Source organism: Hyphococcus sp. (assembly GCF_041986965.1).
Classification (GTDB): domain Bacteria; phylum Pseudomonadota; class Alphaproteobacteria; order Caulobacterales; family Parvularculaceae; genus Hyphococcus.
Window position 1 is genome coordinate 468225 of the sequence record NZ_JBHIXB010000001.1, and the last position, 19008, is coordinate 487232.

A 19008-nucleotide genomic window follows, 5' to 3' on the forward strand; every position below is an offset into this window, starting at 1 on the left:
CGGGGCGGATCGACGCCCCAAAAGGTTAATATGGCCCGCTCGCCGCTCAACGTCATTATTCTCAATTACGGAACGCCCGACCTCGCCATCGCGAGCGCTGAAAGCGTTTTGCCGGAGATTGAGGCGATTGGCGGGCGGCTGATCCTTGTGGACAACGCCTCGCCGGATGATTCCGCTGAAAAACTCCGCGCCTGGGTCGCGGCAAGACGCCAAGCGCCGGTCGAACTCGTCCTGTCGCCCGTCAATGGCGGTTTCGCCGCCGGCAACAATCTCGGGATCAAAGCGGGAGAGGCTGATTTCTACCTCCTCCTCAACTCCGACACGCTGGTCGAGCCCGGCGCGCTGTCTGCGCTTCTCACCGCCATGAAAGACCGCCCGAAGCTCGGCCTCGCCGGGCCGATGATCCTCGATGAGAACGGCGCGCCCGCCGTCAGCCGGTTCCGCAAACGCACGCCCTTCAGCGAGTTTGTGGACGCAACAGGTCTCGACTTTTTCTATCGCCGCTTTCGCGAGCATGTGGTGCCCATCTTCGAAGACGAAGCTGACGCCCCCGACTGGATCAGCTTTGCTTGCGTGATGATCCGCAAGGAGGTGATCGACGAAGTGGGCCTCCTCGACGAAAACTACTTCATGTATTTCGAAGACAGCGCCTACGGCCTCAAGGCCGCGGCAAAGGGCTGGCGCGGCGCACGCATCGACGAAGCGCGCGTCAAACATTTCGAAGCGAAATCCTCCGGCGTCGAGGACGCGACGGCCGCCTATCAGCGCCTACCGCGCTATTTCTACGCCGCGCGGGCGCGCTATTTCATCGATCACTATGGACGCGGCGGCCTCATCGCCGCCAACCTCTTCTGGCTGCTCGGCCGCGGCGTTAATTACGCCCGGCTCCTGACCTTGAAGGCGCCGAAAAAAACCGCCGAAGGGCGCGCCTTCGACATCTGGGCGAGCCCTGATTTCACCCCGCCAAACATGGTGAAGAAGCCGTAAACAAAAGGCGCCGTTCTTGAATGTCCCTCTCCTGACTGGAGACGGGCAAACCCATGAACGGCAGGCTGAAAAAACGCGGAATGCTGGCGCTGATCATCTATTTCCTGATGATCACGGCGGTTTCGACGCCCATCGCCTTCATGACCGGCAAGGCGCGGGGCGCGGACAGAGCGCGGCTGGACGCCGCCGGCGCTGACAGCCTGTCGCAAAATGAAACACAAACGCCGGACGCGCCTATCGCGCTCGCTATGGCGCCGGCCATGACGCCGGAGAGCAACGCCGCCGCGAACAACCGGCTGGCCGGCCGCGGCCCCGCCGCCGAAAGAGTGGTTTCAAACGCCGCCTTCGGACCGCGGGCGCCATCCCTAAAACCCGCCGCCTTGCGCGAGGCGGTGTTGCGCGCCATTTCCGATGGTCCTTCGGGCGCCGCAGGCGGAGCCGCGACTGGCGAAGGAGAGACGCCATCCCCCTTCAGCCTCGCCATGGCGCCGGGCCTGTCGCCGGGGAGCGGCGGCGTTGCACAAGGCGGCGCGCCAAACCAGGCCAGCGGTTATCCGGGCGCCATCATTCCGGGCATGTTTCCCGTCAATGGCGGCGACGCGCCTCAGCTTCCCGAAACTCCAATTACGGACAATCCGGACAGTCCTCCGCCGCTGGTGGAAGATCCGAATGTCATTGTCACGCCCGTTCCCGCCGCCCTGCCCCTGATGCTGACCGGTCTTGGCGGGCTATTCGCTTTCGGCAGACGCGCCCGCTCCTGATCTTTTTGCCCAAAGAAAAAGCGCCGGTTGCGTATCCGCGATCCGGCGCTTTCCGACGCTAACGCGTCACGGGAGTTCCTAGTGCGGCGGTGTTGCGCAGGAGTAAGTGATCGTCGACCCGTCAGAGACAACCGCCGACATCATCATGCCGGGCTGACAATAAGTCTCGATATCCATCGTACAGCTATAGCTCTGGAATTTTCCGGGGCTGTAATTTTCCCGCGTGAAATTGGCGCCGCACCACTTGTCGAGCTGGGCCGGTTTGTAAGTGCCGATGGGTGCGGTGGTCGGGCTGCTCGACGGCCGGACGGAGCCGGCCGGCGCCGCCGAGCCCGCCTGCGGCGCGGCGAACAAAGCAAAGCTGGCGACGAAAGCGCCGACGGCGCCGCTGGCGAAGGCTGTGCGATTGAGTTTCATGGATATTCCCCCTTGGTTGAAACCGGCCTGAGGCGGAATTGCCTCGCCGGCGGGGCGACCATTGGCGTCAATCATGGCGCGATCTGCGCGCAAATGTGGCGCTTTCGTGGTCACCGCCTCCGGTTGTGACGCCGGTCACAGCTTCGCCGGAAAAGCGTAGGGCGCCGCCGCGGCCGGCCCGCGTCAGCCGCCGAAACCACTGCGAATTCAGCGCCTTCCGCCGCTATGGATTTTGCCGGCCTAATCGGCCAAGATCATTCGGGGTTTTTAACTGTCGGAGGGGATCGACGTGGGACGTTTTCTGGCTTTTTTACTGGGCATCGCAGGCGCCGTCATCGGCAGCCAGGGACCGGGCTTCACCCTCCAATATATGCAGAACCTGCAAGGGCGCATCGACGAGCTCGCCCCCATCGTCCAGGAGTTCGACGCGAATATCGCCCAATATGGCTATGACCGCGCCCGCGCCATCGACGAATGCCAGAGCGCCGACGGCCTTCTTGACGCGCTGTGCACGGCTTACGTCTCGGCGGTGGAGCGCTATGAGATGTTGAGCGCCCATATGGCGGAGCTTGAAGCCGCCAGCGACATGGCCCGCCCGCTCGTTCTCGCCAAGACGCAGATCGAGGACATCACCCTGTCTGTGTACGAACAATATAAACCCGCCGTACCGACGACCACAGACGGTCTTGTCTATGCGGGCGGCGGCTTTGCGGTCCTGTGGGGCGGCGCGAGTTTTATCTTCGGACTACTGGGCTCCATGACCGGCGGGCGCCGATACGCCTGACGTCATTGACAACGATATGGCGTTGAACCGACAGCGATGATCTCAAACACCGTCACTGTGTTCCGCCTTTGCTTGACGATTCCGCTATTCCTGTTGCTGGCGTTACACGGGCCGGGCTGGATCGCCTTATCGCTCTTTCTTGTCGCCGGCGCGCTCGATATCCTTGACGGCAAGCTGGCGCGTAGCCTTGGCGAAGCCTCCGCCTTTGGGGCGATGCTCGATCTTATTGGCGACAGGATGTTGACGCTCGCCGCCGTCGCCGGCCTCCTGACTGCGGGCGTCATGCCGATCTGGAGCGCCGCCTTCGCAATGATCCTGGTTCTGCGCGACCTCTTTGCGGCCGCCTTTGCAGAAGCGTTGAAGGGCCGCAGCGCCATTCCCCCATCGCCGCTGGAGCCTTTGAAAATAGCTTTTGCGTTTGCCGGTCTTGGCCTCGCCATGCTTCCAGCCGCGGCATATCCGAATATTGGGTTGGCTCAGGATGTCCTGACAGCAGCGCTTCTCGGTCTGGCGGCGATCCTCGCCATAGTCACGCTGGCTGGCTATTGGCGCGCGACCCTGCGCACGCTTGCGCAAGACTGAGCCAACCTTATTCCTGACGCGTCAGCCCTTCAAAATCCCACACTTTCTCATCGGCGAGATGGGAAAGCCGCACATTCTGCAAGGCGCGAAACATCACCTCGCGCCGGCCGGGGCGGCGGCGTTCCCACTCATCGAGCATGTCTTTCATCGCCTGACGCTGAAGCCCGTCCTGCGATCCGCAGAGATTGCAGGGAATGATCGGAAACTGCATGGCCGCTGAAAATTTCGCGATGTCGTCTTCGGCGCACAGGATCAACGGACGCAGGACGAAGAGATCGCCCTCGTCATTGACGAGTTTCGGCGGCATCGCCGCCATGCGCCCGCCATGGAACATGTTCATCATGAATGTCTCGAGCGCGTCGTCGCGATGGTGACCAAGAACGATGGCGTCGCAGCCTTCCTCGCGCGCCACACGATAGAGGATCCCGCGGCGCAGGCGCGAACAGAGCGAACAATAGGTTTTGTTTTCCGGCAGTTTGTCCGTGACGATGGAATATGTGTCTTCGGTGATGATCCGATATTCGACGCCGAGGCTTTCCAGATAGTCAGGCAGAATATGTTTGGGAAAGCCGGGCTGGCCCTGATCAAGATTGCAGGCGACAAGCTCTGCTTTCAGGGCGCCCTGCCATTTCAGGTCCAAAAGCGCGGCGAGCAGCGTATAGCTGTCCTTGCCGCCGGAGAGACAAACCAGCCATTTCTGCGGACCGCCATCCCTGCTGCCGTCACTGCGCGCGCCATCCATGCCGAAACGCCGGACAGCTTCCTGGGTCTGGCGCAGGAGACGCTTTCTGAGCTTCTTGAACGAGACCGAAGAGGGCGCATGCGCGTAAGCGGCCGGCAGCCTGCCGGCGCCATTTTCTGTTTCCTCGTCAAAGGCGGGGCCGTCGGCCATGAAAGCGCATCCCTGTTGGGGCGCTCTTTAAAACCATAAAGCTCCGGCCTTTGTCACGCTGAAAAACGAGTCTTTTCAGTTGCGCCTTGATTTTCGGCGCCGAATAGCGCGGCAAGGGCTTTGTCGATCCGGCGCTTTACAGCCTCTTCGACATCAAAGCGCGCGGCGTAACACTCCCCATTGAACCGGCGCACCACCGTAACGGGATAAGATCCCAGGCCGCGAATATGAATCTCGTAGGCGGCGCCCATCTGCAAGGGCGCATAGGCCCGAAAAGCAGCGCCGCCCCTTGATACGTTGATCATGGTGCCAAAAGAGTGGCGTTCAGTCCCGCGCACAATATCCACCGGCGCAGCGTATTGGAAACGAAAGCTCTTGCGGCTGACATCACCGCTATTTTCTTTTTCATTGGTCATGGCGTCCTCCCCATGAGGCGCCTTTATAGACTCCGGAAGAAAATTTCGCGCAAAACATGCTGAGTCATTTAAGTACAATTTTCAAGGTATTATTCCGGCCTTCAATATTTGTTCCGAATACGGAAATTCAGCGCTGCGCCATTAGACAGATCCTAGCGCCGGAGACGCTTGTCAGCTTGGAAGCCGTTGGCGAACCACGCCAATCAGCCACTCATCTTTTCTTGATTAGAATGCACGGATATGCGAGCGGGCTTTGCGGACCTGGGAAGTGTCCATCTTGCCGTCCATCATATCCATCAGGATACGGTCGATCTGGCGCTTTTCCGATTCTGAATTTTCAAAGCGGACGCCATAACTGCGGCCGTCAAACCGGCGCACAACGACGCCGCTCCAGGTGCCGACCCCGCGAATATGAAACTTGTATTTCCGGCCCATATTCAAGGGCGTCATGCTGCGAATGCCCACGCCGTCCCGTGAAAAATCGATCAGCGTGCCAAAGCCGTGCCGCTCCACGCCGTCCATCACATCAACCGAGGCGGTTAAGCCAAATCGGAAACTTTTCCGGTTGTCCGTCAAGTTGTCGTCCATCTCTCTCCCTCGCCTCTTGAGAAACGCCTCCCCCGAGGCGGGATGCAACTTAAACGAGAAGGATGAACGAACCTGTTTAAAGCCGAAATTCTTTTGAAAACTTTTCCGCAAGGTTTTTTTAGGCTTAGGACAGTGCGTCAAAAGCTAGTTTTTGAGCTGCGCGTCGAGAAACTCAAGAAAAGCAGGCCAGTCTTCTTTGACAACGCCATGGGTGCCCGGACGCAACCAGAAGGCGATGTCGGATTTAGGACGCCAGTCGTCGAGACGGGGCTGCGACAAACCGTCCGATCCTAAAAGCTCATAGACCGGATCGGCGCCCATGGCCGCGCGGAACGCCCCGTTGGGGTCGGACCACACATCCCGGCGCGCATTGCCGAGAAGGACAGGCCGCGGCGCAATGAGGGCCAGCAGAAAATGCTGGTCGGTGCTCATCTCGTCTTCCTCACCTGCCGCGGCGGCATAGCTTTTTGCAAACCAGTGCGGATAGCCGCCGGTAATATCGCCAACGCTCTCGCCTTTCTTTTCGCGGTTGAGCGAGGCGCCGCCGGTGCCGGACTGATGGGCGACGACAGCCGCCACCCGCGGGTCCCAGGCGGCGGCGACCAGCGCCGCCTTGCCGTAACGCGAATGCCCCCAGGTCGCGATCGCCTGGCTGTCGATGCGCGGGTCCGTTTCCAGCGCATCAATCGCCCGTGAAAACAGCCAGCCCCAGGCGGCGACAGCGCCCCAACGGGTTTCATCATCCTCATAACCGGCGGAAAGGCGGCGCAATTCCGCCAGCCCTTCGCTGCGCCGGTCCGGCACGGCGTTGGGATAAAGGACAGCGACGCCATAGCCGCGCTCCAGGATCATCTCGAAAGGCGGCGTGCAGATATAGCGCCCGAACACATAGGTCATGATCCCGCCCAAAGGCCCGCCGCCCATCTCGCGCGCATCCGCCGGGCGCGACACGGCAGGGTCTGAAATAACCTCCCATGACGGGCAGAACGTTTCCATGAGGATGATCGGAACTGGCTCCGATGCTTGTGCAGGCAGGACGAGTTCGAGAAGGAAGCCGTCATGACCGGGGAAAGGTTTTGTGACCACGGCGCGGTCGTCAAAAATTGCCGTCGCCGACAAGGTCCATTCTTCGAGAACGCCTCGCCCCCCAAAGGCGCTTTCATTCAGCACCCGCTTATCGAGAACGCGCGTCGAGGAGGCGTCCGGAAATGCGCCGAAGACTTCCGCTTCGAGCGCCTCTTGAATAAGCGGCTTGCGCGCCTCCCAGTCCGAGGGAGTGTTGATGGCTGCGTCACCCGCAAAAGCGCCGAGCGCCGGCGGCGCCGGCGACGGTCCGGCAGGCTTTAGATCGGCCCAGGCGAGGGTCATCTTGGCGCAACCGGAAACAAGCGCGAGCGACGCCAACAAGAAACACAACTTAGTAAGGGGATTTGTCATGGCGCTATTTGCTTGCGCCTCCTCGAAAGCCGCAAATCAAAATCGCGTAAACGGCTCTCATTTGCGACGAAAAACGAGATAGGCGGGCGTGCGCCCTTCGCGCAACGACTTCGCTTCATAGCGCGTCTGCGGCCAGTCGTCCGGGCGCTGCTTCCAGTCAGCCGCGCATTGCGCCGTCCATTCAAAATCTCTCGCATTTTGCGCATGCATCAGGGTCCATCGAATATAGTCACGAATGTCCGAGGCGACGCGAAGTTCCCCGCCCGGCTTCAAAAGACGCGCCGCCGCCGCAAAAAACCACGGAGAAATCATCCGGCGCTTGTGATGGCGCTTTTTCGGCCAGGGGTCAGGATGCAGAACATAGAGGCGGGTGAGCGACGCGTCCGGCAGCGCCTCAATGAGCGGCCGCGCGTCGCCATGGTGAATGCGCACATTCTCAAGCCCCGCCTCATCCACAAGCCCGAGCAACTTGCCGACGCCGTTGACGAAAGGCTCCGCCCCGATGAACCCTGTTTTCGGATGCTTCTCCGCCTGCCAGGCAAGGTGTTCGCCGCCGCCGAAGCCCACTTCGAGATGAATCTCCTCCGCCTGCGGAAAAAGTTTTTCCGGATCGACGGCGGCGCCCATGGGAACGGCGATGCGCGGCAGCAGGGTTTCCATCAGGCGCGCCTGACGCGGCTTCAAGGGCTTGTCTTGCTGTCGCCCGTAAAGCCGGGGGATATATTTCTCACTGCTCATCGCGCGGTGCTTAGCGGGGCAGGACGGCGCTCTCAAGCCTTGAAGGGTTATTCCGCCGCAGCTTTATTGAATTGGTTCTGATTGAACTGACGCCAGCCATCTTCGGTCTTGATCCAGTCGGTCACTTGCATCCGGGCGGACGACAACAGCTCATAGCGGGTGCGCCCCTGCTTGGCGCCTTCGACGCCCCAATGAGCGACCAGCGCATCGCCGTCGCGTTCCGCGCGGATCGGATGAAGATCGCCGGAATTGTCCGCCCAATAGGCTGAAAGCGTTTCTCCCTCGCCAAGCCGATAATGAGCGACCCCTTCAAAGGTGAAAGACGCGCCGTCATCGCGCGTCACCGCCACGCTGTAATCGAGACGGAAGAACTTATCCTTGAGCGTCGGGGCCCAAATCATGACGCTTTGCGCCGCGCCGCCAAAGGCTGGGCCATCCGAGGTCCAGCGGCCCTCGAATTGCTTGAGCAGCACAGACGGGCTCCCAGCCGCAGCGGACTGGGTAAGACAAAACAATGTCACGATAATGGTGAGCACCGTACGGACCATGACTCTTCTCCAGATAATAGTTGCCGTCATAGACGAGTATGACGGCCCGCAATCGACGGTTGCGCCGATCCTTCATCATTAAACGTCATCTCAAAAAATCTAATAATATCATTATGTTGCACCCCGGTACATGAATTTCTCTATCTCTATTACCATTGATAACGCGCCCTCATTTTGAAAGGATAGCTTTGGGGCGTCTGAAGGGGCGGGGCAAATGAGTTGGCTCAGACTGATTCTTAAGCAGCTTGGCCCTTTAGGGCATGTGCTGACACTTTTGGGTTTTTTAGGCGTTTTCTATCAGTTCTCGGAACCGTTGCACGCCCTTGTGACTTCATGGAGCAATGCCACACATGACTTCTGGCAGGCTTTACTAGACTTGTTTCCGACGCAGGTTTCAATCAGCGACAACACGAATCGGTCTCTGACATTGTGCGCTTTGTCACTGTACGTCCTTTTAAACACTAAATCTGTCCGTTTGTCCGGCCTGACAGCGGCGGGATCAGCAATAATTTCCTTCCTTTCACTGGTCGTCATTTTCGTAATTATTTTTTTAGGCTCTCCATCCAGTTCGAGTTCTGCAGCGCTATGGGGGGATGACCAGATACTTAAACGATTTCAAGCCGATTATTATTGGCACATCGGCACCGCTGTGGTTGCCGTATTGCTGGGAGCTGTAAGCTACTGGCGCAAGCTATCCCTGAGAAAAATGTTAATCTTGGTTTTTTGGATGTCCGCCGCTTCCGTTTTAGGGCAACGCATTTTCGGAAGCGGCATCGAGGTCATCTATCAACGGATAGAGCCCGGCAGCTATATCTCTCTGCTAGATTATCGAATATACCGAATAGCTATTTCGATGACGCTGATCAGTCTCATCACCGCTTTCGCCCTCGGCCGATCAAGGACTTTTATTTCGATATTACTCGTCGTCATCGCGATTGTAGGCGCGGATTATCTTGTGACCAAGTATCCGCTTTCCTGACGCGGCGCGTGTAGTAGGGTCGATCCGTCTAGATCGCTTTTTTCAGCGCATCGACCAGATCGGTTTTCTCCCAGGAGAAACCGCCTTCCGCATCCGGCTCGCGGCCGAAATGCCCGTAAGCCGCCGTGCGCGCATAGACCGGCTTGTTAAGATCGAGCACGCGCCGAATGCCCGAAGGCGACAGGTCCATCACTTCGCCCAGGGCCCGTTCCAGCGCCTCTTCGTCGACATTGCCCGTGTCATGCAGATCCACATAGATCGAAAGCGGTTGCGCAACGCCGATCGCATAGGAAAGCTGGATGGTGCAACGGTCGGCGAGATTGGCCGCAACAACGTTTTTCGCCAGATAGCGCGCCGCATAGGCGGCTGACCGGTCGACCTTGGTTGTGTCTTTGCCGGAAAAAGCGCCGCCGCCATGGGGCGCCGCGCCGCCATAGGTGTCGACGATAATCTTGCGGCCGGTGAGGCCGGCGTCGCCGTCCGGCCCGCCAATGACGAATTTGCCCGTGGGGTTCACATGCCAGGCGCAATTCTCGGCGATCGGAAGTTCAGCAACGGAGTTGCGGATATAGGGTTCAACCACTTCGCGCACCTTGGCGGAATTCCACGATCCATCGAGATGCTGCGTCGACAGAACGATCGAGGTGATCTCCACCGCCTCGCCATTGCGGTAGCGCACGGTGACCTGGCTCTTGGCGTCAGGACCGAGCAGTCCCGCATCGCCTTTCCCCGCGTGGCGGGCGGCGGCCAGATCTTCGAGAATCTTGTGGCTGTAATAGATCGGCGCCGGCATCAGCGACGGCGTTTCACGGCAGGCATAGCCGAACATGATGCCCTGGTCGCCCGCGCCCTCGGCGTTGGCGTCCGCCGCCTTGTCGACTCCCTGGGCGATATCGGCCGACTGGCCATGGAGAAGGACGTCGATGTCAGCCGTCTTCCAGTGGAAGCCGTCCTGTTCGTAGCCAATGGCCTTGATGGCGCCGCGGGCGGCCTCAACAAAGGCCTCGGGTTTCACCCCGCCCTTGCCGTCCATCAGCGCTTCAGGCGCGCGAACTTCGCCGGCGATTACAACCTTGTTGGTGGTGGTGAGCGTTTCGCAGGCGACCCGCACATCCCAGGGATTCATGTCGGAGGACGCAGCCTCCCGGTAAATCAGATCGACGATCTCATCGGAAATGCGGTCGCAAACCTTGTCAGGGTGGCCTTCTGAAACGCTTTCACTGGTAAAAAGATAGGACTGACGAGCCATGGAAATGCTAGACCTCACATATAAGGAAAACTTTATATGCCCGGCTATACAGAAACCACGCCGCTCTGTCCAACCGAAAGGGAACAGTTTTTCCAGAGGCGGCGCGAATGGCGTGTGAAAAGATGCAAAGGGGTATTTCGGCCCCTATGAGGGAACCACGCCTTCGGTTTCGGCGATGGATTTCACCAGATCGAGCACCCGTTTACGGACCTGGGGGTCTTTGATTTCCGAAAAATAGCGGCAAAGCTGAACCCCTTCAGGGGAGTTCACCAGCGCCATAACCCGCTCGCCGGGCTCGCCTTCGGCAAAACCGATAGCGGCCGGCCGATCGCCATAATCGTCATAAAAGAACTGCACCGGCACTTCGAGAAGGCGCGAGAGCTCATACATCCGGCTCGCGCCGATGCGGTTCACGCCTTTTTCGTATTTCTGGATCTGCTGGAAGGTCAGCCCGAGCGACTTCCCGAGCGTTTCCTGGCTCATGCCCAGGATCATTCTGCGCAGTTTGACGCGTGAACCCACATGCACATCGATCGGATGCGGCCCGCTACGCTTGCCCCCTTCCCCCGAAGTTGTTTCCGCCGCTTTCTGCGGTTTCGCCATAGTTCTTCCCAATGCCTTACTAACGGGGCCTTCTGGCCCCGGGTACCAAGCCGCCGCTTATAAGCCACTGCCTATAAACGCGCAAAGGCGGCGTCAGTAAAATCATGCAGTTGCAAGCAGCTTTCGCTGAAAAGGCAGTATCAGGAAAATCAGCACAAACAGCAAAAAAGGCCAGTCTCCGACGCGATCGTACAGCGTTTGCGGCAATTTCGGCGGCAAAGGCGCATCAATCCGGCCCGCCTCGTAGAGCGGGATACGCGCCAGGATGCGTCCTTTTGCGTCAATCAGCGCCGAGACGCCGGTATTCGCCGAGCGAGCCATGGGAAGGCCCGTCTCCACAGCGCGCAGTCGCGCCATGTCGAGATGCTGGCGCGGACCGGAACTGTCGCCGAACCAGGCGTCATTGGTCACGACGACAAGCCAGTCAGGGCGGTCGCCTTTCGAATAAGAGGCGCCCGGAAAAATCGCCTCGTAGCAGATCATGGGGGAGAAAGAGGCGCCGCCCGCGGAGAGGGTCTCCGGACCCCGCCCTGAGAAAAATCCGCGATCCTGATAAGGTGTCAGCGAGGCGACGCCGATCCGCTTCAAAACATCGTAGAAGGGCAGATATTCCCCGATGGGCACCAGATGATGCTTGTCATAGTGGCCCGTAATCCGTCGCCGGCCTTCATCCTGCTCCACCACGGCAATGGAATTATACCAGCGCTCCTCTCCATCTTCACTCTGCTCGCGCCGCACGGTCCCGGCGATCAGCACGGACTTTTCCGGCAGGTCCTCCGACAAAAACTCAAGCGCCGACGGCGATTCGTTGAGAAGGGGCGCGCCGTTTTCCGGCCAGATGATGAAAAGCCGGGCGTCCGGCGGCACAGCCCCACGGGAATGCTCCATCTGGCGTTCGAAATTTTTCGCCCAGTAACTCCACTGGATTTTTTCCCGCTGAGGAATATTCGGCTGGACAATCCTTACGAGCTGGCGGGCGTCGCCTTGCGGCTCCGGCAGGGCGAGCCTCAGAGCGCCGGCGGCGAACAAAAGCGCCGCGCCGCCAAACATGACCATGAAGCCGGAAAGCGGCTTCGCGTTTTCACGCGCCTCAAGGCCCGCCGCCGGGGCGGCTGCAAGGAAGATCGCAACGAGGCTTAATCCGTATGCGCCATACCAGGCCGCCGTCTGCGATCCGACGGCGCCGCCCGCAAACACCTGCCCGGTCAAATTCCACGGCAGCCCGGTCAGAATATGACCGCGCGCATATTCGACAGCCGCGAAAACCCCAGTGAAGAAAAGAATGCGCGCCCAGCCGGTTCTGGGAAAGGCGGCGCAACAAGCCGCCGCCGCGCCGGTAAAGAGCGCAAGGAAAGCTGGCATGCCAGTGACGGCGAAAGGCGCCATCCAGGCGAACTGATCGGCCTGCACAAAAAACGACAAGGCCATCCAGTAAACGCCGGCGAGAAAATAACCGAAGCCCCAGAACCATCCGGCGACGAAGGCGCTGCGCTTTGGCTTTTCTTTCGCCGCGGCGCCGTCGATCAGCAGAACCAGCACGGTCAGACCCACCGCCATCATCGGCAAAAGATAAAGCGGCGCCAGCGCGGTTGCAGAGCCAAGCCCCGCCGCAAAGGCCATGAACCAGCGCCGCCAGCCCGACGCCGAACGGACCCTTTCAGCGCCGCGCGTCAACATTTCTGAAAATCGAGACAAGACGCCTTGCAAACGCCTACTCCGCAGCCTTGCCCGGCGCATTCGCAGCGGACGGGCGGATGCGCAACTTGCGGACTTTGCGCGCATCGCCTTCGGTCACTTCGAAATCGAAGCCGTTCGGCGCGGACAGGACTTCCCCGCGCTGAGGCACGCGGCCCGCCAGCGAAACCGCGAAGCCGCCGACCGTGTCGATCTCATCATCCTCCGTATCGAGATGAAGCCCTGTTTCTTCTTCGAAATCCGCCAGCTCAACACGGGCGTCCACCTCCCAGCCGCCGCTGGGCAGGGCGGTGATGACAAGCTCATCTTCATCGTCATGCTCGTCATTGATTTCGCCGACAATTTCTTCAACGAGGTCTTCAATTGTAACGAGGCCGTCGGTGCCGCCATATTCGTCGATAACAAGCGCCATATGGATGCGCGACGCCTGCATTCTGAGGAGAAGGTCGGTGACGTGCATGGAGGGCGGAACGTAAAGAACATCGCGCCGAAGCGTCTTCAAGATCGGGCCCGAAGCCGGCAAGGGCTTGGCGTCATCAGCGATGAGGCCGATCACATCCTTGATGTGGACCATCCCCACCGGATCGTCGAGATCGTTGCGATAAACCGGCATGCGCGAATGGCCCGCCTCGGAGAACAGGCGGATCAACTCCTGCAACGGCGTATCGATATCCACGGCGGAAATATCCGCGCGCGGCGCCATCACATCGAAGACTTTCTTTTCGTCGAAGGCGATGACCCGCTCGATCATTTCGCGGCGGGCCTGATCGAATACCCGCGTGACAGTATTGTCGCCATTCTCGATAGCGGCGGCGATGTCATCAGCGCGGCCGGGCTTTCCAATCATGGAACGCAGCCGCGCCAGAATACTGTCGCCAAATCCGTTTTCGTCGCCGCTCTCTTCAGTCGTCATTGGCTTCGCCGTTCATCTCGTCCGTCCGCTCATGCATCATCTTTAGGGCCATAAGGATCTTCAATCCCCATGGCTGACAGGATCTCCGTCTCGCGCCGCTCCATCTGGAGCGCTTCGCTTTCCGTCTCGTGATCATAGCCGATCAGGTGGAGCATGCCATGGATAATGAGATGGGCCGCGTGATCGCGCAATGAAATCCCTTTTCCGGCGGCTTCCGTAGCGCAGGTCTGGCGCGCCAGGGCGATGTCGCCCAGAAACCCCTCCGCTTCCCCGGAAGGAAAAGACAGAACATTGGTCGGCCCGTCCTTGCTCCGAAACCGGGAATTGAGGTCCGCCATGGCGGCGTCATCGCAGAACAGAAGGGCGATCTCACGCCCGATTTCCGCCTCGACCGCCGCCGCATGGGTCTGGCACGCCCCGGCCAGCGCCGCCGCATCCGGCAGGAGCTCGCTCCAGCCTTCATCCTCGATCACCGCCTCGATCATCGTCTGGGGATCATTTCCGGGCGCCGCGTTTGTCATAGGCGGCGATGATGCGCGCCACGAGCGGATGGCGGACAACGTCTGACGCCTCGAAGCGCACTTCGGCGACGCCCTTGACGCCGGTGAGAATGCCAAGCGCATCGGCGAGGCCGGAAACCTCGCCCGACGGAAGGTCCGTCTGGGTCGGATCGCCGGTGATCGCCATATGAGCGCCTTCGCCGAGACGGGTCAGGAACATCTTCATCTGGGCGGGCGTCGCGTTCTGCGCCTCATCAAGAATAACGGCGGCGCGCGCAAGCGTGCGCCCGCGCATAAAAGCGATCGGCGCGATTTCAATCTCGTTCGCCGCAATGCGTCGCTCCACATAATCCGTATGCATCATATCATAGAGCGCATCATAAAGCGGGCGCATATAAGGATCGAGCTTCTCGCGCATTTCGCCCGGCAGGAAGCCAATGCGTTCACCGGCCTCCAGCGCCGGGCGCGAAAGAATGATCCGCTCCACCTGGCCCGACAGCAAAAGCCCCACCGCATGAGCGACAGCGAGATAAGTCTTGCCTGTGCCCGCCGGACCGACGCCGAAAGTCAGATCGTTTTCAGAGAGCGCGCGCAGATACGCCGCCTGATTAGGGGTCCGCGCCGTAATCAGCCGCTTTGGCGTCTTGATGCCGGGGCTCATGGAATGAACTTCGACCGGCGCTTCGGAAAGTTTCGCCGCGGCGCGCACATCGCCGGCGGCCACCGCCTCGCCGCGCGCAAGCCGGGCGTAAAGAGAGGAAAGCGCGGCGATCGCGCGTGACCGGGCCCCTTGCGCGCCCGACACGGCAAAGCGGTTGCCGCGCGGATTGATGCGCACATCAAGGGCGTCTTCGAGAATGGAGAGATGGGCGTCATGTTCGCCGGAAAGGGCCGCAACCAGACGGTTGTCGTCAAAGTCGATATGTTCGATCTCGCCTGAAGATTTCTGTTCGCTCAAGCGGCGGCCTCTTCCATTTTCAACAACACGCCTGCAAGGGCGTTCGGCGTCACGCCTTCGATCTTCACCTTAGCAATTGTTCCGAGACAAGATTGTGGCGCCTCAACGTGAACGCTTTGCAAATAGGGGGAGCGGCCAATGAGCTGGCCTTCATGACGGCCGGGCTTTTCAAAAAGAACCGGGAGTTCGGCGCCGATCTGCGCCTGATTAAAGGCCTGACGCTGGGTCTCGAGAAGGCTTTGCAGACGCGCGAGGCGGCCATCCTTTTCGTCTTCGGCCACCTGTTTGGCCATGGCGGCGCCCGGGGTTCCGGGACGGCGGGAATATTTGAAGGAATAGGCCGAGGCGTAGCCGACTGTCTCCACAAGGGCTAATGTGGCTTCAAAATCCTCACTCGTTTCGCCGGGGAAACCGACGATAAAGTCGCCGGAAAGGGCGATATCGGGCCGCGCGGCGCGGATCCGTTCGATCAATTTGATGTAGTGCTCGGCGGTATGGCCGCGATTCATCGCCTTCAGGATCTTATCCGAGCCCGCCTGCACGGGAAGGTGCAGATAAGGCATCAGTTTCTCTTCCTCGGCAAAGGCCGCGATGAGCCCGTCATCCATGTCGCGCGGATGGGAGGTGGTGAAGCGGATGCGCTCGATCCCGTCGATTTTCGCAAGATGCCGGCACAGATCGCCAAGCCCCCATTGATCGCCGGAAACGCCAGCCGGGGGCGTCGCGCCCCAGGCGTTCACATTCTGGCCAAGCAGGGTGATTTCGCGAACGCCTTGCGCCGCAAGCGAGCGCGCTTCGGCGACAATGGCGTCCACATTGCGCGAAACTTCAGCGCCGCGGGTGTAAGGCACGACGCAGAACGTACAGAACTTGTCGCACCCTTCCTGCACGGTGAGGAAGGCCGTGGGCCCGTCAGCCTCACGCATCGCGAGCCGGTCGAATTTTTCCTCGACGGCAAAGTCCGTATCCAGAATATCGCCGCGCTCGCGCGCCGCTTTTGCAATCAGCTCCGGCAGGCGGTGATAAGCCTGCGGGCCGACCACCATATCCACTTGCGGCGCGCGCGCCGTAATCTCCGGCCCTTCGGCCTGCGCAACGCAGCCCGCCACGGCGATCTTCATCTCGCCGCCGGCTTTGGCTTTGTCGGCTTTAAGACGTTTCAGCCGCCCCAGCTCGGAATAGACTTTCTCCGCCGCCTTCTCACGAATGTGGCATGTATTGAGGATAACAAGATCCGCCCCGTCCGGCGCCGCGGCGACGTCATAGCCCAGGGGCTTTAACAGCCCCGCCATACGCTCGGAATCATAGACATTCATCTGGCACCCATAGGTGCGGATGAAGACGGATTTACCTTGTTTTGGCCGCGGATCGGTCATGGTCTCTTGTCATATATCACGGAAGCGCCGCTATTTAGGCGGGCAGGCCCGGCAATGCAATGAGTGTGCGATAATCGCGGCCTTGTGAGCATTATTGGTTTGATCGCGCACTGGTTGCGCGGCAAATTAGACGCAGGGAGAGAGCGCGTATCGCTTTCTTGAGGGTGTTGATGACGTCAAATCGGTGTTTTTTGCGCGCGCTCGCGAGCGCAGCAGCGGGATTGAGCCTGTTTTCGGGGCCGGCAGGGGCGCAGGATTCCGCCTCTGCGGAGGCGGAACCGCCCGTTCTCGTGGAGTTGTTCCTGTCCCAGGCCTGCTCCATGTGCCCGCCGGCGGCCGCCCTGTTTCCGGAAATCGCCGAACGCGCCGATGTCGTCGCCCTGTCCTGGCATGTCGACTACTGGAACATGACAAGTTCGCGCAACGGCCGCTGGGAGGACCCGTTTTCCAAAGCCGCCTACACCAAGCGCCAGAAGCGCTACAACGCCAATATCCGCCACAAAAGCTCGATCTATACGCCTCAGGTCGTCGTCGGCGGCGAGACGCAAACCGTCGGCGGCAAAAAAGAAAAGATCACGGCGTTGATCGATCAGGCGCCGCGCACCGGCGCCGCGATCGAGGCGTCCCTTTCCCGCGGCGGCATGCAGTTCGAGATCGACGACAGCGAAACCGGCGGCAACGCCTATCTCGTCACGTTCAAGAAACGCACCTCGACGCGCATTACAGGCGGCGCCAACACCGGCAAGACGTTCGAAGAAGTCAATGTCGTGACCGGCATTCGCCCCCTTGGCGTTGTCCGCAAACGCGGCGGCGACTTGTGGGTTGAAAAACCATCAGAAGGCGAGGATTGCGCGCTCATTGTCCAGGAGCCCGGACAGAAACGCGTCGTCGCAGCGGCTTACTGCCCAGGCTGAGAGCCCCCGGACGCCTTGCTTGTCGCCCTTTGAACATGGGCGCGGGCGTTCTTGACGCCGCCGGATAGCGAACCTCGAAGTAATTCTCGGTATACGGAATTTCACTTGCTATTGCCTAGTCTCAGGCGCATGAACATGGTTCGTCAATGAGCCTTGTCTCAAGGATGGCTCATACGCGGTTTTCGGCACGCCTCGAACGGTGTCGCCGAAAACATCCGGCCTATATTTACAACCAACGAAAAGGAAGGCCAGTCCATGGCTAAAGGCCAGCAGCGCAGCAACCGCGAACCGAAAAAACCGAAACAAAACAAGCCCAAGAAAACCGCAACGCCAGTCTCTCAGACGGAGGAGCTTTTCCACGGCAAGCCCAAAAAGAAGGGCGCAAAAACGTAATAAACTACGGGAAGCTTTCAGGCGCGAACGCAGCGATTGTTCTGACGCCGGTAGGGCGCATCACATTCCCATGCGTTGCCGCTATAATCGAGATGGGCGTTTCCCGGCATCGTGACGGCGACGCAAGCTGCGCCTCTGACCTGAAAGCCACGTTCACAATTCCAGCCTGCGCCGTATGCCGTGTCGGTGAGATAACCATTGGCTGGAACGTTCACTTTCGCACAGACGTCACCGGCCGCGCGATAGCCGCGATCGCATTCCCAGTCGCTGCCATTTCTTCCCGAGACCAGAAATCCGTTTTCCGGCACCGTCAACAAGGCGCACGCGCCGGCGCGTTCGCGGTAACCGCGATTACATTCCCATCCCTGACCATAAGTTGCGTTCGTGGCGAAGGCGTTTTCGGGAACATTGACAGGCAAGCACGTAGTTTCCTGCGCGCGAAACCCCCGGTCGCAGGTCCAGCCGAAACCATATTTATCGCCGGAAAGATAAGCGTTGGCGGGGACGTCGATGCGAACGCAGGCCTTGTCGATCTTTTGGAACCCGCGGGCGCAATCCCACTGAAAGCCCAGCGCCGTTAAATAGGCATTGGCCGGCAAGACGATTTCGGCGCAGGCGTTTCCGTCACGACGATATCCGTATTGGCATTCCCAACCACGATCATAGGCGGAGTTTGTTGCATAAGCGTTTTCGGGAATTGAAACCTCAACACACGCGTCAGCTTCTTTTACATAGCCTCGCTCGCACTCCCATTCGCCAAGGTAACCCTTGCTGCGGGCGTTGTCGGGAAGGCCCGACGCCGCGGCTTGAGCGTGAGCGGGGATAACAAGCCCCATCGCCATGATTGCGAAAGCTGCAAGGATAATCTTGAACATCCAGCTCATCAAAATATAATCCGTGTGGTGATTACTCATCCTGATAGTCCGATCTGATATGTGCAACATACGCAGCCCCGCCAATCGGCGTCTGAACACTTAAGTTAGGGCGCGAGAAAGGGCGGCGTTCAGCATCTTGAACGAATTGAAGGCTGTTTATTTTGGAGTCGCGGAGGGAGCACAGCGCCCTCCGCGCGTCGATTTATGCTTTTGCTTCTTCAGGCGTTTTTTCAGGCTGCGTCGTTGCAGCGACTGTTTTGTCCTGACCGGACGCAGCATCATTTGCGGCTACAGTTTCTTTTTCAGCGCCTTCTTTTGTGGCCGGCTTCGGGGTTCTATCGCCTTGATTATCGCTTTTCTTAAACATTTTGATTAATTTCCAAATTCACCTGCATTGATTTGC

At 59.7% G+C, this 19008-nt stretch carries 23 protein-coding genes; 7 read left to right on the top strand and 16 right to left on the bottom strand.

Going from position 1 to position 19008, the window contains the following annotated elements:
- Positions 1-30 precede the first annotated feature (30 nt).
- Positions 31-987, top strand: a complete 957-nt coding sequence (locus ACFC5L_RS02270) for a glycosyltransferase family 2 protein (RefSeq protein ID WP_375201905.1) — start codon at positions 31-33, stop codon at positions 985-987.
- A gap of 53 nt (positions 988-1040) precedes the next feature.
- A complete protein-coding gene (locus ACFC5L_RS02275; RefSeq protein WP_375201904.1) occupies positions 1041-1748 on the top strand; it encodes a hypothetical protein in 708 nt (235 codons plus the stop codon).
- A gap of 78 nt (positions 1749-1826) precedes the next feature.
- Here ACFC5L_RS02275 and ACFC5L_RS02280 read toward each other — a convergent pair whose 3' ends face one another.
- Positions 1827-2165 (bottom strand): hypothetical protein, encoded by a 339-nt coding sequence (locus ACFC5L_RS02280; protein ID WP_375201903.1) that lies wholly within the window; start codon positions 2163-2165, stop codon positions 1827-1829.
- Positions 2166-2454: 289 nt separating this feature from the next.
- Here ACFC5L_RS02280 and ACFC5L_RS02285 point away from each other — a divergent pair, with 289 nt between their 5' ends.
- Positions 2455-2949, top strand: coding sequence for a DUF2937 family protein (locus ACFC5L_RS02285; protein WP_375201902.1), 495 nt, complete (start codon positions 2455-2457; stop codon positions 2947-2949).
- Positions 2950-2985: 36 nt separating this feature from the next.
- Positions 2986-3531 carry a CDP-alcohol phosphatidyltransferase family protein gene (locus ACFC5L_RS02290; protein WP_375201901.1) on the top strand — a complete coding sequence of 182 codons (546 nt, stop codon included), beginning with the start codon at positions 2986-2988 and terminating at the stop codon, positions 3529-3531.
- Positions 3532-3538: 7 nt separating this feature from the next.
- Here ACFC5L_RS02290 and ttcA read toward each other — a convergent pair whose 3' ends face one another.
- The 6 genes from ttcA to ACFC5L_RS02320 all read right to left on the bottom strand — a co-directional run bounded on the left by ttcA (position 3539) and on the right by ACFC5L_RS02320 (position 8150).
- Positions 3539-4423: a tRNA 2-thiocytidine(32) synthetase TtcA gene (gene ttcA / locus ACFC5L_RS02295; protein WP_375201900.1), complete on the bottom strand. Its 885-nt coding sequence runs from the start codon at positions 4421-4423 to the stop codon at positions 3539-3541.
- A 53-nt stretch (positions 4424-4476) separates the two neighbouring features.
- The gene (locus ACFC5L_RS02300) at positions 4477-4839 is read right to left on the bottom strand and encodes a PilZ domain-containing protein (RefSeq protein WP_375201899.1); all 363 of its coding nucleotides are present in this window, start codon (positions 4837-4839) and stop codon (positions 4477-4479) included.
- Between the two features lie 225 nt (positions 4840-5064).
- On the bottom strand, positions 5065-5427 hold the full coding sequence (locus ACFC5L_RS02305; protein ID WP_375201898.1) for a PilZ domain-containing protein: 363 nt from the start codon (positions 5425-5427) through the stop codon (positions 5065-5067).
- 144 nt (positions 5428-5571) lie between these two features.
- Positions 5572-6864, bottom strand: a complete 1293-nt coding sequence (locus ACFC5L_RS02310) for an alpha/beta hydrolase family protein (protein ID WP_375201897.1) — start codon at positions 6862-6864, stop codon at positions 5572-5574.
- A gap of 57 nt (positions 6865-6921) precedes the next feature.
- Positions 6922-7602, bottom strand: a complete 681-nt coding sequence (gene trmB / locus ACFC5L_RS02315; RefSeq protein WP_375201896.1) for a tRNA (guanosine(46)-N7)-methyltransferase TrmB — start codon at positions 7600-7602, stop codon at positions 6922-6924.
- A gap of 47 nt (positions 7603-7649) precedes the next feature.
- Positions 7650-8150 carry a hypothetical protein gene (locus ACFC5L_RS02320; RefSeq protein WP_375201895.1) on the bottom strand — a complete coding sequence of 167 codons (501 nt, stop codon included), beginning with the start codon at positions 8148-8150 and terminating at the stop codon, positions 7650-7652.
- Positions 8151-8364: 214 nt separating this feature from the next.
- On the opposite strand from ACFC5L_RS02320, the gene ACFC5L_RS02325 reads away from it, so the two are divergent.
- Positions 8365-9129, top strand: coding sequence for a hypothetical protein (locus ACFC5L_RS02325; RefSeq protein WP_375201894.1), 765 nt, complete (start codon positions 8365-8367; stop codon positions 9127-9129).
- Positions 9130-9157: 28 nt separating this feature from the next.
- On the opposite strand, the gene metK is transcribed toward ACFC5L_RS02325, so the two are convergent.
- The 7 genes from metK to miaB form a co-directional block, all read right to left on the bottom strand.
- Positions 9158-10378, bottom strand: coding sequence for a methionine adenosyltransferase (metK, locus tag ACFC5L_RS02330; protein ID WP_375201893.1), 1221 nt, complete (start codon positions 10376-10378; stop codon positions 9158-9160).
- 144 nt (positions 10379-10522) lie between these two features.
- Entirely contained in the window at positions 10523-10981 is a 459-nt protein-coding gene (locus ACFC5L_RS02335; protein WP_375201892.1) for a helix-turn-helix domain-containing protein, read from the bottom strand.
- 102 nt (positions 10982-11083) lie between these two features.
- Entirely contained in the window at positions 11084-12676 is a 1593-nt protein-coding gene (gene lnt / locus ACFC5L_RS02340; RefSeq protein ID WP_375201891.1) for an apolipoprotein N-acyltransferase, read from the bottom strand.
- Between the two features lie 16 nt (positions 12677-12692).
- Positions 12693-13589 (bottom strand): hemolysin family protein, encoded by an 897-nt coding sequence (locus tag ACFC5L_RS02345; protein WP_375201890.1) that lies wholly within the window; start codon positions 13587-13589, stop codon positions 12693-12695.
- Between the two features lie 29 nt (positions 13590-13618).
- Positions 13619-14110, bottom strand: coding sequence for an rRNA maturation RNase YbeY (ybeY, locus tag ACFC5L_RS02350; RefSeq protein WP_375201889.1), 492 nt, complete (start codon positions 14108-14110; stop codon positions 13619-13621).
- Positions 14085-15047, bottom strand: coding sequence for a PhoH family protein (locus ACFC5L_RS02355; protein WP_375201888.1), 963 nt, complete (start codon positions 15045-15047; stop codon positions 14085-14087). The genes ybeY and ACFC5L_RS02355 overlap by 26 nt, the downstream gene beginning before the upstream one ends.
- Positions 15044-16423: a tRNA (N6-isopentenyl adenosine(37)-C2)-methylthiotransferase MiaB gene (gene miaB / locus ACFC5L_RS02360; RefSeq protein ID WP_375201887.1), complete on the bottom strand. Its 1380-nt coding sequence runs from the start codon at positions 16421-16423 to the stop codon at positions 15044-15046. Before miaB ends, ACFC5L_RS02355 begins: the two co-directional genes overlap by 4 nt.
- Before the next feature lie 170 nt (positions 16424-16593).
- Here miaB and ACFC5L_RS02365 point away from each other — a divergent pair, with 170 nt between their 5' ends.
- Both ACFC5L_RS02365 and ACFC5L_RS02370 read left to right on the top strand, forming a co-directional pair.
- Entirely contained in the window at positions 16594-17337 is a 744-nt protein-coding gene (locus tag ACFC5L_RS02365; protein WP_375201886.1) for a DUF1223 domain-containing protein, read from the top strand.
- A 255-nt stretch (positions 17338-17592) separates the two neighbouring features.
- Positions 17593-17730, top strand: a complete 138-nt coding sequence (locus ACFC5L_RS02370; protein ID WP_375201885.1) for a hypothetical protein — start codon at positions 17593-17595, stop codon at positions 17728-17730.
- A 17-nt stretch (positions 17731-17747) separates the two neighbouring features.
- On the opposite strand, the gene ACFC5L_RS02375 is transcribed toward ACFC5L_RS02370, so the two are convergent.
- Positions 17748-18644, bottom strand: a complete 897-nt coding sequence (locus ACFC5L_RS02375; RefSeq protein WP_375201884.1) for a hypothetical protein — start codon at positions 18642-18644, stop codon at positions 17748-17750.
- 163 nt (positions 18645-18807) lie between these two features.
- Complete coding sequence (locus ACFC5L_RS02380) at positions 18808-18972, bottom strand: hypothetical protein (RefSeq protein ID WP_375201883.1); 165 nt, start codon at positions 18970-18972, stop codon at positions 18808-18810.
- Between the last annotated feature and the right edge of the window lie 36 nt (positions 18973-19008).

Excerpts from the sequence above, each read along its gene's own strand:
- ACFC5L_RS02270 (WP_375201905.1), top strand. The coding sequence starts at position 31 with ATGGCCCGCTCGCCGCTCAACGTCATTATTCTCAATTACGGAACGCCC.
- ACFC5L_RS02275 (WP_375201904.1), top strand. The coding sequence starts at position 1,041 with ATGAACGGCAGGCTGAAAAAACGCGGAATGCTGGCGCTGATCATCTAT.
- ACFC5L_RS02280 (WP_375201903.1), bottom strand. The coding sequence starts at position 2,165 with ATGAAACTCAATCGCACAGCCTTCGCCAGCGGCGCCGTCGGCGCTTTC.
- ACFC5L_RS02290 (WP_375201901.1), top strand. The coding sequence starts at position 2,986 with ATGATCTCAAACACCGTCACTGTGTTCCGCCTTTGCTTGACGATTCCG.
- ttcA (WP_375201900.1), bottom strand. The coding sequence starts at position 4,423 with ATGGCCGACGGCCCCGCCTTTGACGAGGAAACAGAAAATGGCGCCGGC.
- ACFC5L_RS02300 (WP_375201899.1), bottom strand. The coding sequence starts at position 4,839 with ATGACCAATGAAAAAGAAAATAGCGGTGATGTCAGCCGCAAGAGCTTT.
- ACFC5L_RS02305 (WP_375201898.1), bottom strand. The coding sequence starts at position 5,427 with ATGGACGACAACTTGACGGACAACCGGAAAAGTTTCCGATTTGGCTTA.
- ACFC5L_RS02310 (WP_375201897.1), bottom strand. The coding sequence starts at position 6,864 with ATGACAAATCCCCTTACTAAGTTGTGTTTCTTGTTGGCGTCGCTCGCG.
- trmB (WP_375201896.1), bottom strand. The coding sequence starts at position 7,602 with ATGAGCAGTGAGAAATATATCCCCCGGCTTTACGGGCGACAGCAAGAC.
- ACFC5L_RS02320 (WP_375201895.1), bottom strand. The coding sequence starts at position 8,150 with ATGGTCCGTACGGTGCTCACCATTATCGTGACATTGTTTTGTCTTACC.
- ACFC5L_RS02325 (WP_375201894.1), top strand. The coding sequence starts at position 8,365 with ATGAGTTGGCTCAGACTGATTCTTAAGCAGCTTGGCCCTTTAGGGCAT.
- metK (WP_375201893.1), bottom strand. The coding sequence starts at position 10,378 with ATGGCTCGTCAGTCCTATCTTTTTACCAGTGAAAGCGTTTCAGAAGGC.
- ACFC5L_RS02335 (WP_375201892.1), bottom strand. The coding sequence starts at position 10,981 with ATGGCGAAACCGCAGAAAGCGGCGGAAACAACTTCGGGGGAAGGGGGC.
- ACFC5L_RS02345 (WP_375201890.1), bottom strand. The coding sequence starts at position 13,589 with ATGACGACTGAAGAGAGCGGCGACGAAAACGGATTTGGCGACAGTATT.
- ybeY (WP_375201889.1), bottom strand. The coding sequence starts at position 14,110 with ATGACAAACGCGGCGCCCGGAAATGATCCCCAGACGATGATCGAGGCG.
- miaB (WP_375201887.1), bottom strand. The coding sequence starts at position 16,423 with ATGACCGATCCGCGGCCAAAACAAGGTAAATCCGTCTTCATCCGCACC.
- ACFC5L_RS02365 (WP_375201886.1), top strand. The coding sequence starts at position 16,594 with ATGACGTCAAATCGGTGTTTTTTGCGCGCGCTCGCGAGCGCAGCAGCG.
- ACFC5L_RS02370 (WP_375201885.1), top strand. The coding sequence starts at position 17,593 with ATGGCTAAAGGCCAGCAGCGCAGCAACCGCGAACCGAAAAAACCGAAA.
- ACFC5L_RS02375 (WP_375201884.1), bottom strand. The coding sequence starts at position 18,644 with ATGAGTAATCACCACACGGATTATATTTTGATGAGCTGGATGTTCAAG.
- ACFC5L_RS02380 (WP_375201883.1), bottom strand. The coding sequence starts at position 18,972 with ATGTTTAAGAAAAGCGATAATCAAGGCGATAGAACCCCGAAGCCGGCC.